The sequence below is a fragment of the Pseudoduganella rivuli genome (genome assembly GCF_009674485.1).
GTDB lineage: Bacteria > Pseudomonadota > Gammaproteobacteria > Burkholderiales > Burkholderiaceae_D > Rugamonas > Rugamonas rivuli_B.
In genome coordinates this window covers 20,465-38,397 of record NZ_WKJJ01000014.1, presented here as the reverse complement: position 1 = coordinate 38,397, position 17,933 = coordinate 20,465, and the positions used below count along the sequence as shown (strand labels likewise).

Sequence of the window (17,933 nt, the reverse complement as noted above, 5' to 3'; positions counted from 1 at the left end):
GCCGGTTCGGTTACTCGACTTTTTCCGGCTCCGTGTTGTCCGGCCCGGTGACGGCGACAGCGGCGATGTCGGCCGGTTCCTGGTCCTCGGACGCCATGCCGATGGCGCCTTGCACCGCCTTGAAGAAGGCGTCCAGGGTCACGATGGGCGGTGTCACCACGGGCGGCGTGGTGCTCATGTCCTTGCCGGAACCGCCGCCTCCGCAGGCGGCCAAGGCCAGCAGGGCGCCGGCGGCAATCAAGTGTTGGATTTTCATGGCGGCCTCCGTTATTGCTGCGGCGAACCGGGCAGCGGGGTTTTCAGGTAGGGGAAGGCGGCCGTGAACGCGCTGTCATCGAGGTAAGCGCCATCCGTGAAGCGGATCGCGCCGGCCGGCGCATCGGCCGGCGCGCAACCCAGGTTCAGCGTGCACAGCTTGCCCATCACCACGCGCAGCGCGATGTCGACCACGTCGTCGCCGGGGCGGCGGCCGTTGGGGAAGCCGGCATTGTCGCCATCGATGACGCCCAGCCGTTTTTGCGCGCCCATCGCCACCGGGGCGATCGATGTATTGAGGCGCAGCATTTCCGACGGTGTGACGGCGGCCGGCTGGTTCAAGCCCTTGACGCCTGTGAGGAACGCCGCCACCAGGTCGTTGCGGGGGAAGTTGGTCGGCGCTTTCGCCCCGGCCGAACCGTACAGCACCTCGACCAGCGCCGGCAACGTCGGGTTGGTCACGTAGTCGGCAAATTGCGCGTCGCCGGATGGCTTGCTGTGGTTGAAGCGGTCCTTGTCTTTCAGGCCGATCACCACTTCATTGACCAGCGGCATGCCCAGCCGCGACACTTGCGTCCACGCGCCACCTTCCTTCGACGCGCCCGCCGTGGCCGACGGTGTCGGGTTCAGCAGCCGCCCCTGGCGCAGGCTGGCCGTGGTCCAGCCGCCGATCACGGGGTCGTTGCCGCCGGACGCGGTCAGGCAGCTGGCCGCCACTTCCAGCGCAATGGTGGTGACGTTCTTGTCGGCGAGGTCGTCGCGCGCGGCGCGCTCGGCGTTGGCGGCAAATTCCACGGCGGGCGCCTTGATGTTAATCAGGTCGAACGTTTCGCCCAGGTTGACGGCGAACGGATCCTTGCGCTGGCCGACAAACATGCGGGCCGGCTTGGCGCAGCCGGGAATGTTGACGTCATATACGTGCTTGTTGGCATAGGCGGCGTAGTTGGGGATGGCCTTGTTGCCGATATTGTCGAGCGGCTTGTCGAACGTGGTGGCGCCGCCGCTGGCGTTGGTGACGGCGCCGCGCGTGCCGCCGCGGCGGTCGCCCCGCACCGCGGTGACGCTGTAGGTTTCCCGCACGTTGGCGCCGGCGGCGTTGACGTCGGCCACGGCGCCGCCATTGATCACCAGCGGGATCGACACTTTCTTGCCGCCCACGGTGAGTTGCGCATCCTTGTTGGCATTATTGAAGCGGAACTGGAAGGTCAGGTCTTCCTTCGCGTCGCCATTGTTGTCGATGTGGATTTCATACAGGGCGTCCGGGTCCAGTTGAAAGTAATTCGGTCCGCCATATGCATCCTGCAGCGGTGCGTAGTTGGCGATCAGGGTCACGTAATCGGCGCGGCCTGGCTCGTAGCTGCGGAACATGTAAAAGTCGGTGGCGTCGGTTTTCGGGTGCTTCGTGATGAATGGCGCTTCGCGGTGGCTGGAAGCGATGGCTGCCGGCGCGCAGACGGCGGCCAGCAATGGGGCGAGCAGCAGGGCCCGCGCGGTATGACTGGTCATTTCTACCCCCATGTCGGTGTGTGGTTGCAAAGGACTGCACCTGCTTAGACGCGGCATGGGCGGCAGTGGATTCAAAAAACGCAAAATTATTTTTCAGGCATGCGGCATGTGCGTTGCGGAAAAAATTTTGCGGAAATTTCCCTTCTGGTATTGCCTTGAAAAAAGGCAGACGGCATCATCGGGATTCTCTGCCTCAATCAATTTCCGGAGCGAATCACCGACATGTTTGCCGCCATCCGACGCTTAGCCGCCGCCCTGGCCACGTTGTCCGCTGTCCCTGCGATTGCAGCATTGCCGCTGACGTTGCCTGTGACGCATTTGAACGAGGAAGTGATCCGCGTACCGGCCGGACCGACCCTGGCGGTGTCGCTGGAAACCACGGTGTATAAACCGGATGGTCCCGGTCCGTTTCCCTTATTGGTGATTAACCACGGCAAGGCGCCGGGTGATCCGAAATTGCAGTCGCGCGACCGCTTCGTCTATATGGCGAGCGCCTTCGTGCGGCGCGGCTATGCCGTCATGGTGCCGATGCGCACGGGTTTTTCGAATTCCACCGGTAAATATGTCGAACATGGCTGCAACATGACGGCCAATGGTTATACGCAAGCCAACGACGTGCGCGACGTGATCCGCTACGCCAGCCGACAGGACTGGGTCGATGCGCAACACATCGTGGTGGCGGGCCAATCGTATGGCGGCCTGGCCACGATGGCATTGGCCACGCAACCGGTGGCCGGCGTGCGCGGCGTGATGAATTTCGCCGGTGGCCTGAAAATGGTCGGCGGCAATTGCGACTGGCAGGAAGCGCTGGTGCGCGCGTTTGGCGAATATGGCCGCCGCGGCAAGGTGGCCAGCCTGTGGATGTATGGCGCCAATGACCAGTATTTCCCGCCCGCATTGGCGGGCCGCCTGCACCAGGCGTATACGGGCGCGGGCGGCCGCGCCGAGCTGGTCGCGTTCGGCCCATTCAAGCGCGACGCGCACACCATGCTGGCCAGCCGCGATGGCGAAGCCGTGTGGCTGCCACAGGCGGCCCGTTTCCTGGAAAGCATCGGCATGCCATTCCAGGAACGCTACGCGCTGGCCGATCCGGGCGTGCAGGCGCCCAGCCAGTACGCCGCGCTGGAAGACGTGTCCGCCTTGCCTTACCTGCAGGCCAATGGCCGTGCCGCTTATAAAGACTTCCTGAACCGGCAAATGCCGCGCGCCTTTGCCGTGTCGGCCAGCGGCGCCTGGGGCTGGGCGGAAGAGGGCGAAGACCCGCGCCACAATGCGCTGGCCGCGTGCCAGTCCAAGAGCGCGCAGCCATGCCAGCTGTACACGGTCGATGACGCCGTGGTGTGGCAGGGCGCCGGCCGCACCGATTGAATCTCCGTGTCCGTGGCATGCTGCTATGATGGCAACATGTGCGGACGCTTCGATCAAAACGATATCGCGCGGCGCTTTGTCGCCGCGTTCGGCTGGGCCGATGCGGCGATCCGCAGCGACGCCGCGCCGACCGTCAATGCCGCGCCCGGCACATACCGCCCCATCATGCACATGGAAGACGGGCAATTGGTGGTGGACGATTTGTACTGGGGCTACCGGGCCCGCTGGGCCGCCGAGAAATTGCCGGTCGCTTACAACGCGCGGCTGGAAAAAATCACGAACAATTACTGGGGCCGCCTGCTGAAGACGGGACGGGCGCTGGTGCCCGCCTACGGCTGGTATGAATGGACCGGCGAAAAGGGCCACCGCCAGCCGTGGCATATCCACCGCAAGGACCGCGAACCCATCTTCATGCTGGCGCTGGCCAACTTCGGGCCGTTCAAGGAACACAAGGCGGAATCAGGCTTCGTACTGGTCACGGCGGACGCTTCCGGCGGCATGGTCGATATCCACGACCGCCGCCCCGTGTGCCTGAATGCGGCCGATGCGGCTGTATGGCTGGACCCGGCGCTGTCCACCGAACAGGCGGAAATGCTGGCCCGTTCGATGGCGCTGGGGCCGGAAGCGTTCGAGTGGTTCAAGGTCAGCCCGGAATTGAACCGGGCGGGGAATGAAGGCGAGTACCTGATTGTGCCGCTGGCGGAGTGATACCTCTGCCAGCGGCAGTACGTCACGCTTTTCCCATGTTTTGCGTGATGGTCGATTCCAGGTCCTTCATGCTCCCTTGTAGTAATTGCAACGTGTTGCACAGGTCGGCGTAGAACTGAAAAATTTCCCGAGTTGTTTTCGTGCCCTTCACGGACATTTGTGTCATGGTACCCAGGACCGCGGGACCGCTGAGCGTGGTAATGGTTGAATTAAGGAAGGGCGTCATGTCGCGTTGGGTGGCATAGACGCTGGAATAGCGTTGCAGTGCGGCGGTATCGATCCAGCTGGCGGCCTGGCTTGCCACGGCAACTTCCCACGCCTCGCGCCGCAGGACGGGGGTGCCGACTTTCAGATCGAAGTGGCCCCGCGTTTTTTCCTTGTGTCGGCGGTTCAGTTCTGCGGTAAATGCCGCTTTGTCCTGTCCGGTTTTATCGTCGCCCTGTTCGATGGCGTCGCGCATCAATTCGCGGAGTTCGCTGAATTTTTTAATTTCAAGCTCGTTCCTTGCGATGTTCTTACGTAACTCCGCGAGGTTATAGGCTATTTCCGCCTTGATGCGGTCTTCCGCCTCGTGCGCCTGGTGCTTGCGGTGCCAGCTGGTCGCCGCGTGTTCCAGCGCCAGCGCCGTCAGGATACTGACGACAATCATCGCGTACTCGGCAGCAAACGTTTTCAACGACGCCAGCGCGCCTTTTTTCGGTACTTCTACATGCATCTTCCGACCCTGATTGTTTCTGCTCGACAATGAGCGGAAACAATCTTACACGAAAAGCATGCAAATTAAGTAACCTTGTATCGAAATAACAGGCCGCCGTTGCGGCGGCCCCACGGGTGTCAGTATTTGGCCGGCTGATTGGCGGCCGGCAAGGTCGAGCGGATAAAGTCGCGCAAGTCGTCGGTGGATTTGGCCAGGTCTTCCGATCGCAAATACATCATGTGGCCGCTGCGGTAACCCTCGAAGCGCAGGCGGTCGCGCATCTTGCCGCTGGGGTCCAGTTGCCACATCGTGTATTTCGCATCGAAGTATGTGGTGGCGCCATCGTAATAGCCGGATTGCACCATGACTTTCATGAACGGGTTCATGGCCATGGCCTTGCGCAGGTTTTCCCCGGTGGTGTCGTTCTTGTTGTCCCACGGGTGCACGGAGCCGAACACGTTGTACTTGATGTCGGTCTTGTATTGCAGCACATCGCGCAGGTAGTGGTTGATCGCCGGCGTGAACGAATGCAGCCATGACGTGAGTTCCGCGTTGTAATCGACCTTGTCGCCGGCGTCGGTCCGGTCGATACCCTTGTAGCGGGAATCGAGGCGGCCCACCGTGTAACCCTGGTCGCGCAGCAATTCCTTCCAGAAGAATTCGGTGGGGACCACGAGGTTGTGCTGCAATACGGCTTTTTCACTGATGCCGGCATAGCGCGCGACCTTGGCGGCCATCAGCGCTTTCTTTTGCGGATCGAGGAAGCCGCCCTTGGCCAGCGCGGGGATCAGTTCATCCACCGTGAACGCTTCCGCTTCGGGCAACACGTCCTTCAAGTCCCTGGCCTGCAAGTCGGCCGGCAGCTTTTTCTGGTACCACGCGGTGGCCGTGAAATACGGCAGGTTCAGCGCATCGCCGACAATGCCGTCGCGTTTCAAACCCAGCTCGGTGGGCGAGACCAGGATCACACCGTTCAGATACATCCAGTGCGCATTCTGCAATTCCAGCGCCAGGCCCGCCACGCGCGTGGTGCCATAGCTTTCGCCGATCAGGTATTTGGGCGACGTCCAGCGGCCTTCGCGCGAGACAAAGGTATTGAGCCACTCGGCCAGGTAGGCCACGTCGGCATTCACGCCAAAGAAGGTGGCGCGGTCGGCCTTGGCGTCGAGGATGCGGGAAAAGCCCGTGTTGACGGGGTCGATGAAGATGATATCGGCCACGTCCAGGATCGAATGAGGATTGTCGCGCACACCGTACGGTTGCAGCGGGTAGCCTTCGTCATCGATGTTCAGCATTTTCGGGCCCGTGTAGGCGACGTGCATCCACACCGAGGCGGAACCGGGACCGCCGTTGAACGACAGCACCAGCGGCCGTTTCGCCTTGTCCGCCACGTCGCTGCGCTGGTAATACGTGTAGAACAGCGAGGCGATGACTTTGCCATCCTTGTCCCACACCGGCTGCGTGCCGGCCGTGACTTTATACGGCACCACCTTGCCCTTGATGGTCACCTGGCCCGTTTTCGTCACCGCCGATTCCGCTTTCAGCGCCCGCTCGAACTGGGCCGGCGCCGCGGGTTTGGCTTCCGCTTTGACATCGGCCTTGGCTTCGGCTTTGGCGTCGGGACCCTGCTGCGCATACGCGGTGGACAGGGCCAGCATCAACATGGGGGCGAGGCGGGTAAGCGGTTTCATCGGTGAGAAACTCCTGATTGTGAAGCCGCATAGTTTTCCACAAAAGCAACTGTAAAAGTTGCCGGGTTACAAACCCGATACATTTCCGTAGTATCGCCATCCATCGCTGTTTCGCTCCCCGATTTCCCGCTTTCGTCGCACGCGGGTGGCCGGCGCGGGGCGCCGCAGGCACAGTACGTCCATCGCAACCCACTACACGGAGATCACCATGCTGCAGCAAATCGTCAGCCACACCCCGGTTTATGTCTGGGCCATCCTCGCCTTCCTCATCGTGCGTGGCGTTGCATCGAGCCGCGACCGCGTGGTGTCGTACCGCAGCCTGTACATCATGCCGGCCGTGATGCTGGTGCTGGGCCTGACCAGCATCGCGGGCCGCTTCGATGGCGGCGCCACGGTGCTGGCCGCGTGGCTGGCCGCCATGGCGGCAGGCACGGCGCTGGCGTGGCGTCTGTCGGACGGCCAAATGGCCGGCGTCGACCGCGCGGCCCGCACCGTGCAATTGCGCGGCAGCTGGACACCGCTGGCGCTGATGATGGCGGTGTTCCTGGGTAAATACGTGGTGGCCGCCGCGATGGGCATGCAGCCGGCGCTGGCCCATAACACGGATTTCGCGATGGCGGCGTGCGCGCTGTTCGGGCTGTGCAACGGCGTATTCAATGGCCGCCTGCTGCGCTGCATCACCACTTACCACGGCGCCGGCGTGGCGGCAGTGCCCGCCGTGTAAGACGGCGACACGCAGGCCCGCGCTGCCGGGCCCGCATTTCTGTTACATTGGCGGCATTTTGTAACAGGAAGATGATTGGCCATGGAATCACAAGTCCCCGACAACCTGCACATCGTTTGCCCCCATTGCGACGCCGTCAACCGGGTGCCCGCAGTCAAGCTGTCCCATACCCCCGCGTGCGGCGCGTGCCATCGCGAACTGTTTGCCGGCAAGCCGGTGGACTTGACCAGCGCGCGGTTCGACAAGCACATCAGCCGCAGCGATTTGCCCGTGCTGGTGGACTTCTGGGCGCCGTGGTGCGGCCCGTGCCGGCAGATGGCGCCATTCTTCGAGCAGGCGGCCATGGGGCTGGAACCCATGTACCGTGTCGTCAAGGTCAACACGGAAGAAGCGCAAGACCTGGCGGCCCGCTACGCGATCCGCAGTATTCCCACGCTGGCGCTGTTCAAAGGGGGACGCGAAGTGGCGCGCCAGCCGGGCGCGATGGATGCGCGCAATATCATGACGTGGGCGCAGCAAGCGAACGGCCAGCACTGAAGCCAACCTTGAAGCGCCCTAACATATCTTCATCAAAAATGCATCTTTGCAACATCCATGACCACAAATGGATGCTTGTAAGCAACAGTTGACACCCATTTCACGCATTACCGTGTAACATGCATTCGCTTGCGGCGGTCCGGCCTGCAGCCCGGCCGCCGATGTGACACTGCATCGTGTGCATCGATGCGGGCAGATCACAGGGCCGCCAGCTTTCCGCAAACCCTGAAAGAATGGTTATGGTCACGAGGTTGCACCCTTTGCGAGCCGCCCGACTGGCGCTCGCTGTCGCCGCCGGCGCGGTTACCACATGCGCTGCTGCTGTTCCCATTCCCCCGCAGAAAATCAATCCCGACAGCGGTAGCGATGAACTGGCCGTGCTGCCGCTGGAGCAATTACTGGAATTGCAGGTCGTCACGTCCCCGTCGCGCTTTGCGCAGGCGATCGCCGATGCGCCGTCCGCCGTCGTGGTGCTGACGGCGCAGGATATCCGCGACCATGGCTGGCGCACACTGGGCGATGCGCTGGCGTCGCTGCCGGGCCTGTACGTCACCAACGACCGTAACTACAGTTACCTGGGCGCGCGCGGCTTCCTGCGTCCCGGCGATTACGACAGCCGCTTCCTGTTGCTGATCGATGGCATGCGCACCAACGATGCCGTGTATGACCAGGCGATGGTCGGCACCGATGGCTTGCTCGACATGGACCTGGTGCAGCGCATCGAATATGTGCCGGGACCCGGCTCGGCCGTGTATGGCGCCAATGCGCTGTTTGGCGTGATTAACGTCATCACGCGCACGGGCAGCAGCAAGACCGGCACGCAGGTGGCGGTGGCGGGGGCCGGCTTTGGCGAAAAGCGGGTGCGCGTGACGCATGGCTGGCACGGGCAGAATGGCGCCGACGCGGTGCTGTCGGCCAGCGCATATACGCGGCGCGGCCAGGACTTGTATTTCCCCGAATACGATACACCGGATCAAAACCATGGCGTGGCGCGCGGCCTCGATTACGACCGCAGCCACAGCCTGTACGCCAAGGGAACATATGGCGGATGGACGGTGTCGGCGGCCTATGTGGCGCGCACCAAGGGGATACCGACCGGTTCGTTCGGCGCCGTGTTCGACACCCCCAATTACACGCGCGATACGCAAAGCTTCGTGCGCGCCGGCTATGCGGGCGAACTGGCGCCGGACCTCGGCGCCATGGTGCACGCCTTTTGGGGCCGGGCCGATTATTTCGGTATCGGCAGTTATCCGGATGATGCCGGCTTGCCCCGGGCCAGCGGCGACGGCGACCATGCGGCGTGGTATGGCGCCGGCGCGCAGCTGACGTGGAGCGGGCTGCCGTCGCAAAAGATCGTGGCGGGCCTGGACGTGCAGCGCAACCGGCGGCGCGACCAGTTCAATTACGATTTCCCTTACAGCGTGCAACTGGACGACCACCGCGCCGATGCCCGCGCGGGCCTGTTCATCGAAGACGAAGTGCAATTGGCGCCGGGCTGGATCCTGAACGCGGGCCTGCGCTACGACTGGGACGATACCACCGGCGCCAACACCAACCCGCGCGTGGCGCTGATCTGGCACGCCAATGCCAGCGACACGGCCAAGCTGATTTATGGCACCGCCTATCGGGCCCCCAACGCGTACGAGCTGTATTACGCGTTTCCCGGCGAAGGGGGGCAACTGGCCAATCCCGCCCTGCACGCCGAGCACATCTCCACGCGGGAATTGATCCTGGAACACCGCTATGGCGACCCCGGCTTTGCCCGGCTGGCGCTGTTCCGCTACAGCACGCGCGACTTGATCGCCCAGCAAACGCTGGACGACGGCATGCTGCAATTCCTCAATACGGACCACGCCACGGCCAATGGCGCGGAATTGTCGATCGAACGGCAGGTGGGCAACGGCTTGCGCCTGCGCGCCAGCCATTCGTGGCAGCGGGTGCGCGACAGCGGGGGCGCGGCGCTGGTCAATTCGCCGCAGCGGCTGTTCAAGCTGAATGCCGCGATGCCGCTGCTGGGCTACCGTGCGCGCCTGGCGGGTGAAATCCAGTGCATGTCGGCGCGCCGCACCGAGAACGCCATGACGGGAGGGTATTGCGTCACCAACGCCACCCTGGGCTCGATCCGGCTGGCGCAGCACACGGACCTGTCGTTCAGCGTCTACAACCTGTTCGACGCGCGCTATGCCGACCCGGCCGGTCCCGCGTTCCGCCAGGAAGCATTGATGCGCCAGAGCCGCACGCTGGCGCTGAAACTGGTGGGAGGCTTTTGATGGTCACGGCCACCCGGCACACCGCTCGCCTGGCGCGCCCGCGCGCGCCGGGAGCGTGGTGGCATAACGGGTGGAATGCGGGGTGGCTGGCCCTGGCTTGTATATTGTCGCCTGCAAGCCACGCCCAGGCGCCGGTACAGGGCGGGGCGCTGAAGGCAGCGTATATTTACAATATCGCGCTGTTTACCACGTGGCCCGGAAGCGCCGCGCCGGACCGGCCCTTCGCGGTCTGCGCCCGTCCGGCCCACGCCTTGTGGGACAGCTTGCGCAAGCTGGAGGGCAAGCCGGTCAACGGACGGCCGTGGACACTGTATGACGCGGCAAGTGCACCAAAAGTGTGCGACATCACGGTGCTGGCGGTGGAGGTGGCGCCCAGCCGCGCGCCGGAACCCGTCGCCACGCTGTACGTGGTGGACGGCAATGCGGCTGGCAAGTATGCGGGCGCGGTGACCTTGGTGGACGAGGAGGAACATGTACGATTCGATATCGACACGCGGGAGGCGGCGCGCATGGGATTGAAGTTCAGTTCGCGCTTGCTGCGGCTGGCGAGGAATGTGCTGTGAAACATAAAGAAAAAGAATCGCTGCAACTGACGTCGATATTGGGCGCCGGCCAGATGCTGGCCGCTTCCACCGCCGTGGTGGTGGCATGCTGCATCTTGCTGGTTTATCAATTGCTGTCGCAGCGCCAGGCGCTGGTGACGGAAAGCCACGTGCAGGCCGCCATCGTGGCCGATAATATTTCCGCCTCGCTGATGTTCCGCGACCGCGACGCGGCCGCCGACATGCTGCGCGCATTCCGTTCCGCCCCCAACCTGTTGCAGGTGGCCGTCTACGACGCCGGCGGCGACCTGTTTTCCGAATACAGCGTGGAAGGCCATGAAGCGCCGCCGAAACTGGCGCCGCAGGGCGAACCCACTTATGGCGAAGTGCGGGTGACGTCCGACATCGGTTACAAGGCCACGCGGCTGGGCAAGGTGGTGCTGGTCAACAGCACGCAAGGTATCCGCGACACGATGGTGCGCTATATCGGCCTGATGCTGGCCGCATCGGTCGGCGCGCTGTTCGTGGCGCAGCAATTGATCCGCAAGACGCGGGCCCGGGTGGCGCAGGCGGAACGGGCGCTGGACAACCTGGCGCACACGGATTCCGTCACGGACTTGCCGAACCGGCGCGCCAATTACCGCATCCTGGAACAGCGGCTGGCGCAGCAGCCCACGTCAGGCGGCAGTGTGGCGCTGCTGCTGATCGACCTGGATAATTTCAAGGTGGTCAACGATACGGCCGGCCATCACGCGGGCGATGAATTGCTGCGCAAGGTGGCGGCCGAACTGACATCGCTGGTGCGCGACAGCGACGTGGTGGCGCGCATCGGCGGCGACGAATTCGCCATCGTGCTGTCGCCGGTGCCGCAGCGCGAGGTGGCGCGCCAGCTGGCCGGGCGCGTGACGGAAGCGCTGCGCAAGCCGTTCCATATCGAAGGCAGCGATATCTTCGCCACCGCCAGCGTCGGCATGTGCCTGTATCCGGACGATGCGGCCACGCGCGAAGAATTGGTGACGGGCGCCGACACGGCCCTGTATCACGCCAAGAAAACCGGCCGCAACCGGCTGGCCGAGTACGTGCCGGAAATGACGCTGCGCACGCAGCGCCGCATCCGCCTCGAGCGCGAATTGCGCCGCGCGCTGGAAAGCGGCGGCCTGGAAGTGCATTACCAGCCGCAGTTCGACTGCGGCACGGAACAACTGGTGGGGGCGGAAGCGCTGATGCGCTGGCGCCACCCGGAACAGGGTTTTATCTCGCCCGCGGAATTCATCCCGGTGGCGGAAGACAGTGGCCTGATCGTCGCGCTGGGCGAATGGGTGCTGCTGCAGGCGTGCACCGAGGCTGCGCGCTGGATGCGCATGGCGGAAGAAGCGGGCATCCCCCCGCCCAGCATCGCCGTCAACGTGTCGGCGCGGCAGTTGCGCGAAAAGGGTTTCCTCGACGTGGTGCTGCGCACCCTGGCCGCGACCGGCTTGCCGGCCATGCAGCTGGAACTGGAACTGACGGAAAGCATGCTGATGGAAGACGTGGAATCGGCCGTGCAATTCATGCGCGAAGCGCGCGGCAAGGGTGTGCGCCTGTCGATCGACGACTTCGGCACCGGGTATTCGTCGCTGGCCTACCTGCAGCGTTTCCCGATCAACCAGTTGAAGATCGACCGCAGCTTCACGTGTTCGCTGCCGGACGACGGCACCACCATCGTCAGCGCCGTGATTTCACTGGCGCGCGACTTCCAGCTGGCCGTGGTGGCCGAAGGCGTGGAAAGCCGCGAACAGCTGGAGTGGCTGCGCCGGGCCGGCTGCACCTATGCGCAGGGCTACTTGCTGGGCAAGCCCATGCCGCCGGAAGCGCTGCGCCAGCTGATCGAAGCGCAGCGACAGCCCGTGCATTGAAGCGCCGGACGCGTCGTCAGCGTTTCAGGGTGGCCAGCAAGTCGGCCGGATCAGCCATGCGGACTTGCGTCAGGGTTTTCACCAGCACGAGCTCCCGGGTGGTGTCGGCGCCCGGCCATGCCTTCCACGCGACGGCGTCGCCATTGGGGAACATGATTTCGCCGTCCAGCGGCAAGCCGTGTTCCGGGCCGGACAGCAGCGCCAGCCCGGCCTGGAGCTGGTGGCGGCTGACGGGGCGCAGCAGGATGTCGATGGTCGATGCCGGCGTGATGATAGGCAGCGACGTCAGCGCCTGCCACGCCAGCGCGCCATAGACGCGCAGATCCAGCCCCACCGCCAGTTCCTGCAGGCGCGTATAGCCGGGCCGCCAATCGGCGGGCAGGGCGGGGCGCGCCGCCTTCAGTGTCAGCGGCGGGCCGCTGCGCTCCACGCACGAAGTTGGAACGCGCCAGCCGATCCGTTGTTGGCGTCCTTGCGCATCGGGCGGCAGCGACAGGCCCACGCAGACTTCCTGCCCGGGATTGATGCCGGCATCATGGCGGCGCACCGCCACCGGCCATTCCTCGTCGCGCCAGTAGGAGAAAACAGCCAGGTGTTCGGGATGGCCGTCGAGCGCGGCTTGCCAGCCGGCCCGGGTCAGCCACAGCAAATCATGGCGCTTGTACATGGCGGCCCTCCACGATGGCGTCGATGATGGCGGCGGCCAGTTTGCGCCCGCCGCGCTGCGCGCCCTGTGCGGCGCGGAAATCCAGCCGGGGGCAATCGTGCAGCGCCATCGTCAGTGCGATGTGCATGGCCGACCCTTCCCAGATCGCCGCCAGGCCGCCCATGCGCAGGTAATTTTCCGGGCCCGGGGCAAACACCGGGTGGCCGGTTGCCAGCTGTTGCAGGCGCTCCAGCGGCACCCTGGTGATGCGCGACATGGCGGGCAACGCCATCACGCGGATGGCCGCGTCCGGCAATGCATAACAGGCATTGGCCATCAGGCCGCTGGTGACAAAACCGCCCGACAGCGCCTGGCCGTAGACCAGCGCCACCACCTTGTGGCCACGGCGGCGCGCCAGGTCGATGCATTTGCCGAGGTGCGCCATGTAGCGGTTAATTCCCAGCATTTCATCGCGCCGGCGCAGGCGCTGGCCCTGCGTATCGACTAGCAGGATGATGGGGCGGCCCGGATGGTCGCGCATCGCATCGAGCACGGCGCGGGCTTGCGCCAGCGCGACTTCAACGCCGATGGCCGCGTGGCCGCAGGTGCCGACGACGGCCACCGGCTGGCCGTTCAAACGGGCGCTGCCGCTGAGCACCGCGCCTTGCCGCACGATGCCGTGTCCTTGCGGGAACAGTTGGCCGGCCACGGCTTGCCAGTTGTCGCCGCCATCTTCCCGGGACTGCATACCGTCCTGCAGCGCACCTTCAGGCAGCGGGGGCAGCGCGGCGGCCATCGCGTTGAAGGGCGCCGTCTCCAGCGCCGGCACGGCGGCCGGATCGGGGACGCCCCGCGCAGCCCAGATGTCGATCGGGTCGGACAGGGCGCCGAAGCGCGCGATGCGGCCTGCCAGCAGCGCCTGTTCGTATTCCAGCGCGGCCGCCGACAGCGCCGCGCCGCCCGCCGTGGCGATAGCGGCAACCGCGTCCATGGCGGCCGCGCGGAACGCCGCCACGTCGTCGTCGACCAGCGCCTGGCAATCGCCCAGCAGGCGGCGGTGCTTGCCGCCCGTGACGCGCCATACGAGCGCGCGGTCGCCCGCATCGAATTCCTCCTCGCCGTGCGCGGTGGCAATGACGTCCGGACCCGACATGGCCAGGCGCGCCGGTTCCGACATGATGACGGCGTTGGCGCAGCAGGCCGCGATACCCATGCCGCCAAACGCGCCGCAGGCGCCGCCCACCAGCGCCATCACGGGGATGCCGGCCGCGCGCACGTCGAGCATGGCGCGCAGCACTTCGGCCACGCCGATCAGGCCCGCGTTGGCTTCATGCAGGCGCACGCCGCCGGAATCGATCAGCAGCAGCACCGCTTGCGGACGTTCCGCCACGGCGCGGCGCAGCATGCCCGTCAGCTTGGCGCCATGCACTTCGCCCACCGTGCCGCCCATGAAGGCGCCATCCTGGGCGGCCACGAACACGGGCATGCCGCCGATGCGGGCCCGGCCCACGGCGATGCCGTCGTCCGGCGACGTGGGCGCATCCAGCAGCGCCAGGTGCGGACTGGCGGGATGGTGGCCGGGACCGGCAAATTCGTCGAAGGTGTCCGCATCGCACAGCTGGCGCAGCCGTTCGCGCGCGGAGGCTTCCAGGTAACTGCTCATTCGGACTCCGGGATAGGAACTGCCAACAGGTTAGCACGGCTGGCCGCCCGCCAGCATGGCCCCGCTACCGTGCGGGCGGGCGTGGTTTAGTCCGATTGCTCGAGGATATCGCGCACGCGCTGCAATGCCGTGCCGATATCGAGCGTGTCGATCGCGCCGTAGCCCAGCATCAAGCCTTCGCGCGGCGGCTGGCTGCAATAGAATTTGCCCAGCGTGTACAGGCCGACGTCGGCGCGCCGCGCCAGGCGCAGCAACTGGTCCATGTCCACGTCGCGGCGGCAGTGCGCCGCCATGTGGAAACCCGCCGTGGCGGGCAGCAGGTCGAACCAGGGCGCCAGCCATTGCGCGAAACCGGCGCGCAGGTGCTCGCGCCGCTGCGCATAGACGGCGTGGCAGCGGCGGATGTGCCTGAGCAGCGCGCCTTCGCTGATAAAGCGCGCCAGCGCATGCTGCGGCAGGGCGGCGGTATGCCAGTCGCTGTAATGCTTGGCATTCTGCACTGCATTGAGCAGCGCATCGGGCGCCACCATGAAGCCGATGCGCAATTCCGGCGTCAGCACTTTGGAAAACGTGCCGACGTAGGCGACGATGCCGTGCTTGTCCATGCCGGCTAATGAATCGGTGGGGCGGCCCTCGTAACGGAACGCGCTGTCGTAATCGTCTTCGATGACGATGGCGCCGATGGCCCTGGCCCGGGCCAGCAAGGCGCGCTTGCGCGCCACGCTCATCGGCATCCCCAGGGGAAACTGGTGCGCCGGCGTGACGTAGACCAGGCGCGCGTTGGCGGGAATCAGGTCGGGGAGGATGCCGTCGTGGTCGACCGGCACGCCCACCACCTGCGCGCCCTGGCCGGCAAACAACATGCGCGCGGCCGGGTAGCCGGGATCTTCCACCGCTGCCACGCAGCCGGGCTCGAGCAGCACGCGGCCCAGCAAATCCAGCGCCTGTTGTGCGCCATTGGTCACCACCACCTGGGCCGCCGTGCACACCACGCCGCGGGTAAACGCCACGTGGCGGGCAATCGCGTCGCGCAGCGCGGGTACGCCTTCGGTTTCAACATAGCGGCCGCGCGCGTTCGCTTCATCGCGCATGCCATGCAGCACGCAGCGCCGCCAGTCTTGCTGGGGAAACAGGCTGGCGGCCGGGCGGCCTCCGACAAATTCATAGCGCGCGCGGCCTTCCGGCGCGGGATGGCGCAGCGGCGCGGGCAGGGCGTCCCAGCGCGCCACGGTGCTGGCCGCCGCCAGCGGCGCGGCTTGCGCGCGGGGCGCGCCGCGCCTGGGCGGCGCCTGCACGAAGCTGCCGGCGCCGACTTTGCCCACCACCAGCTTGTCCAGTGTCAGGCGGCTGTACGCTTGTGCCACGGTCTTGCGGGACACGCCCAGCTGTTCGGCCAGCAGCCGCGATGGCGGCAATTGCTGGCCGTGGGCGAGGCGGCCGCTGCGGATGGCGTCGCCGAGCTGGCGGTACAGCTGGCCGGCCAGGTCTTTACGGCCTTCGATGACGATATGCAATTCCATGGACCGCTAGGCTGCCCGTTTTCGCTCAGGTTGGCAACCTTGGCCCCGGCGTTTTTGCGGGAATTGGCATCCTCGGGCGGTGGTGGCGCTTCCTACAATGGCGCCATCCACCAACCCGACAAGGAGCGACACCATGCAAGCCCATACCCCCCGCATCGATTTCTACGCGGCCGCGCCGGATGCCATGAAAGCCATGATGGCCATGGAAGTGGCGGTCGGCAAACTGGGACTGGAACCGGCGTTGATCGAACTGATCAAATTGCGCGCCTCGCAAATCAACGGCTGCGCCTATTGCGTCGACCTGCATGCCGGCGACATGCGTAAGCAGGGCGAAAGCGAGCGCCGCATCACCGGCGTGTCCGTCTGGCGCGAAACACCATTCTTCACGCCCCGCGAGCGGGCCGCGCTGGCGTGGACCGAAGCGCTGACCCTGCTGGCGCAAAGCCACGCGCCGGATACTGATTACGCTGCGCTGGCGGAACAGTTCACGCCGGCGGAAATGGTGGCGGTGACCATGGCCGTCAACGCCATCAACAGCTGGAACCGCTTCGGCGTCGGGTTCCGCAAGTTGCCAACCCTGTAACGGGAGCCGGCCACAGGGAAAATAAGTAAACAAAAGTATTTACATATTGATGGGTGGCGCGTATATTTCAACGATCTTGTTGAAAATATACGCCTATGAAACATGCCCTGCTGATTGCCGCCGCCTGCCTGCTGGCCCTGCTGTCCACCATCGGGGCGTCGCTGTCGTACCCGATCCTGCCGCCGCTGTTCGCCGCCGGCGCGGAAAACGGCTTGAATCAATTCCTGGGGTTGCCGCCCAAGCTGCTGTTTGGCGTGGCGCTGATGGTCAATCCGCTGGGCCTGCTGATCGGTTCCGCCGTGCTGGGTTCGATGTCGGACCGTTACGGCCGCCGTCCCGTGCTGCTGGCGACGGGCCTGGGCGCCGCGCTGGGCCACGCCGCGACGGCGCTGGCGATGCTGGCCGAATCGTATCCGCTGTTTATCGTGGCCCGCTTTGCCACCGGCCTGTTGGAGGGTAACGGGGCGGTGGCGCGCGCCATGCTGGCCGAGCGGCTCGACGGGCCGTTGCGCCTGCGTGCCCTCGGGTGGCTGAACGGGGCGTTCCACCTGGGCTGGCTGGCGGGGCCGCTGCTGGGCGGCGTGACCGTCGGGTTCGGCGTGACGGTGCCGTTCTGGATCGCCGCCGTGGCCATGCTGTGCGTGGCGCTGCTGGTGGCCTGCGTGTTGCCGCGCGACGCGGGCCAGCCTGGCGCGGACTCGTGGTGGCAGGTGGCGCGCGAGCGCCATGCGCTGAACCTGGTCCGGCACCCGGAATTGCGCAAGTTGTTCGTGCTGCACCTGGCCATGATGTGCGGCGTCACGGCGTTCTACGAATTTTATCCGCTGTGGCTGGTGGAAATTGCCCATTACGATGCGCAAAGCATTGCCGCCGCCAATGTGGGCCTGTGCGGTGTGATGACGGTGGCGGCCGTGATGGCGGGCCGCAGCGCCGAGACGGCGCCGATGCGGCGCGCCGGCTGCCATGCGCTGGCGCTGGCGTGCGCCGTGGGCTTGCTGGGTGTCGGCCAGCTGTGGATCGGCCTGGCGGGTATCGTGCTGTTCGGCATTCCCAACGCGTTTTACAGCGCCACCGTGCAGCACTGGGCGGCGGGGCGCTTCGGTGCGCACGGCCAGGGCGCCGTCATGGGCTTGCTGTCGACGACGTTCTGCGTGGCGAATATACTGATGGCGCTGGCCGGCTCCGTGCTGACCCTGGCCGATACGCGGCTGATCCTGGTGCTGGGCGCCGCATTGGCGGCCTGGTCCGGATGGAACTGGCTGGCGTGGGGAAAGCAGGCGCTGCCACCCACGTCCGGCATGGCGCCCGCGCCGACTGAATGATTGCAC

16 protein-coding genes are annotated in these 17,933 nt (G+C 65.5%); 9 read left to right on the top strand and 7 right to left on the bottom strand.

Annotated elements, in window-relative coordinates; all coding sequences use genetic code 11:
* Window positions 1-10: 10 nt before the first annotated feature.
* Window positions 11-256, bottom strand: a complete 246-nt coding sequence (locus tag GJ700_RS21495) for a hypothetical protein (RefSeq protein ID WP_154377717.1) — start codon at window positions 254-256, stop codon at window positions 11-13.
* Between the two features lie 11 nt (window positions 257-267).
* Entirely contained in the window at window positions 268-1,761 is a 1,494-nt protein-coding gene (locus GJ700_RS21490; RefSeq protein ID WP_154377715.1) for a DUF4331 domain-containing protein, read from the bottom strand.
* A 222-nt stretch (window positions 1,762-1,983) separates the two neighbouring features.
* Between GJ700_RS21490 and GJ700_RS21485 the strand changes: the two genes are divergently transcribed.
* Window positions 1,984-3,129 (top strand): alpha/beta hydrolase family protein, encoded by a 1,146-nt coding sequence (locus tag GJ700_RS21485; protein WP_154377713.1) that lies wholly within the window; start codon window positions 1,984-1,986, stop codon window positions 3,127-3,129.
* A gap of 36 nt (window positions 3,130-3,165) precedes the next feature.
* Window positions 3,166-3,837 (top strand): SOS response-associated peptidase, encoded by a 672-nt coding sequence (locus GJ700_RS21480; protein ID WP_154377711.1) that lies wholly within the window; start codon window positions 3,166-3,168, stop codon window positions 3,835-3,837.
* Window positions 3,838-3,859: 22 nt separating this feature from the next.
* On the opposite strand, the gene GJ700_RS21475 is transcribed toward GJ700_RS21480, so the two are convergent.
* Together GJ700_RS21475 and GJ700_RS21470 are read right to left on the bottom strand one after the other, a co-directional pair.
* Complete coding sequence (locus tag GJ700_RS21475) at window positions 3,860-4,513, bottom strand: hypothetical protein (RefSeq protein WP_154377709.1); 654 nt, start codon at window positions 4,511-4,513, stop codon at window positions 3,860-3,862.
* A 158-nt stretch (window positions 4,514-4,671) separates the two neighbouring features.
* Window positions 4,672-6,225: a S10 family peptidase gene (locus tag GJ700_RS21470; protein ID WP_229507157.1), complete on the bottom strand. Its 1,554-nt coding sequence runs from the start codon at window positions 6,223-6,225 to the stop codon at window positions 4,672-4,674.
* Window positions 6,226-6,433: 208 nt separating this feature from the next.
* On the opposite strand from GJ700_RS21470, the gene GJ700_RS21465 reads away from it, so the two are divergent.
* From GJ700_RS21465 to GJ700_RS21445, 5 genes are all read left to right on the top strand, one after another.
* Window positions 6,434-6,949 (top strand): DUF6622 family protein, encoded by a 516-nt coding sequence (locus tag GJ700_RS21465; RefSeq protein ID WP_154377707.1) that lies wholly within the window; start codon window positions 6,434-6,436, stop codon window positions 6,947-6,949.
* A gap of 81 nt (window positions 6,950-7,030) precedes the next feature.
* Window positions 7,031-7,486 (top strand): thioredoxin TrxC, encoded by a 456-nt coding sequence (trxC, locus tag GJ700_RS21460; protein WP_154377705.1) that lies wholly within the window; start codon window positions 7,031-7,033, stop codon window positions 7,484-7,486.
* A gap of 260 nt (window positions 7,487-7,746) precedes the next feature.
* Window positions 7,747-9,756, top strand: coding sequence for a TonB-dependent receptor plug domain-containing protein (locus GJ700_RS21455; protein ID WP_229507156.1), 2,010 nt, complete (start codon window positions 7,747-7,749; stop codon window positions 9,754-9,756).
* Window positions 9,756-10,319 carry a YfiR family protein gene (locus GJ700_RS21450; RefSeq protein WP_154377703.1) on the top strand — a complete coding sequence of 188 codons (564 nt, stop codon included), beginning with the start codon at window positions 9,756-9,758 and terminating at the stop codon, window positions 10,317-10,319. Before GJ700_RS21455 ends, GJ700_RS21450 begins: the two co-directional genes overlap by 1 nt.
* Window positions 10,316-12,193, top strand: coding sequence for a putative bifunctional diguanylate cyclase/phosphodiesterase (locus GJ700_RS21445; RefSeq protein WP_154377701.1), 1,878 nt, complete (start codon window positions 10,316-10,318; stop codon window positions 12,191-12,193). The genes GJ700_RS21450 and GJ700_RS21445 overlap by 4 nt, the downstream gene beginning before the upstream one ends.
* 16 nt (window positions 12,194-12,209) lie before the next feature.
* Here the strand turns inward: GJ700_RS21445 and mdcG are convergent, their stop codons facing one another.
* The 3 genes from mdcG to pdxR all read right to left on the bottom strand — a co-directional run bounded on the left by mdcG (window position 12,210) and on the right by pdxR (window position 16,022).
* The gene (gene mdcG / locus GJ700_RS21440) at window positions 12,210-12,860 is read right to left on the bottom strand and encodes a malonate decarboxylase holo-[acyl-carrier-protein] synthase (RefSeq protein WP_154377699.1); all 651 of its coding nucleotides are present in this window, start codon (window positions 12,858-12,860) and stop codon (window positions 12,210-12,212) included.
* Window positions 12,844-14,502: a biotin-independent malonate decarboxylase subunit beta gene (locus tag GJ700_RS36135; protein WP_308700701.1), complete on the bottom strand. Its 1,659-nt coding sequence runs from the start codon at window positions 14,500-14,502 to the stop codon at window positions 12,844-12,846. Before GJ700_RS36135 ends, mdcG begins: the two co-directional genes overlap by 17 nt.
* Window positions 14,503-14,588: 86 nt before the next feature.
* A complete protein-coding gene (gene pdxR, locus GJ700_RS21425) occupies window positions 14,589-16,022 on the bottom strand; it encodes a MocR-like pyridoxine biosynthesis transcription factor PdxR (RefSeq protein ID WP_154377697.1) in 1,434 nt (477 codons plus the stop codon).
* 133 nt (window positions 16,023-16,155) lie between these two features.
* On the opposite strand from pdxR, the gene GJ700_RS21420 reads away from it, so the two are divergent.
* Complete coding sequence (locus GJ700_RS21420) at window positions 16,156-16,605, top strand: carboxymuconolactone decarboxylase family protein (protein WP_154377695.1); 450 nt, start codon at window positions 16,156-16,158, stop codon at window positions 16,603-16,605.
* 95 nt (window positions 16,606-16,700) lie between these two features.
* Entirely contained in the window at window positions 16,701-17,927 is a 1,227-nt protein-coding gene (locus GJ700_RS21415; RefSeq protein ID WP_154377693.1) for an MFS transporter, read from the top strand.
* The last annotated feature ends 6 nt before the right edge of the window (window positions 17,928-17,933 follow it).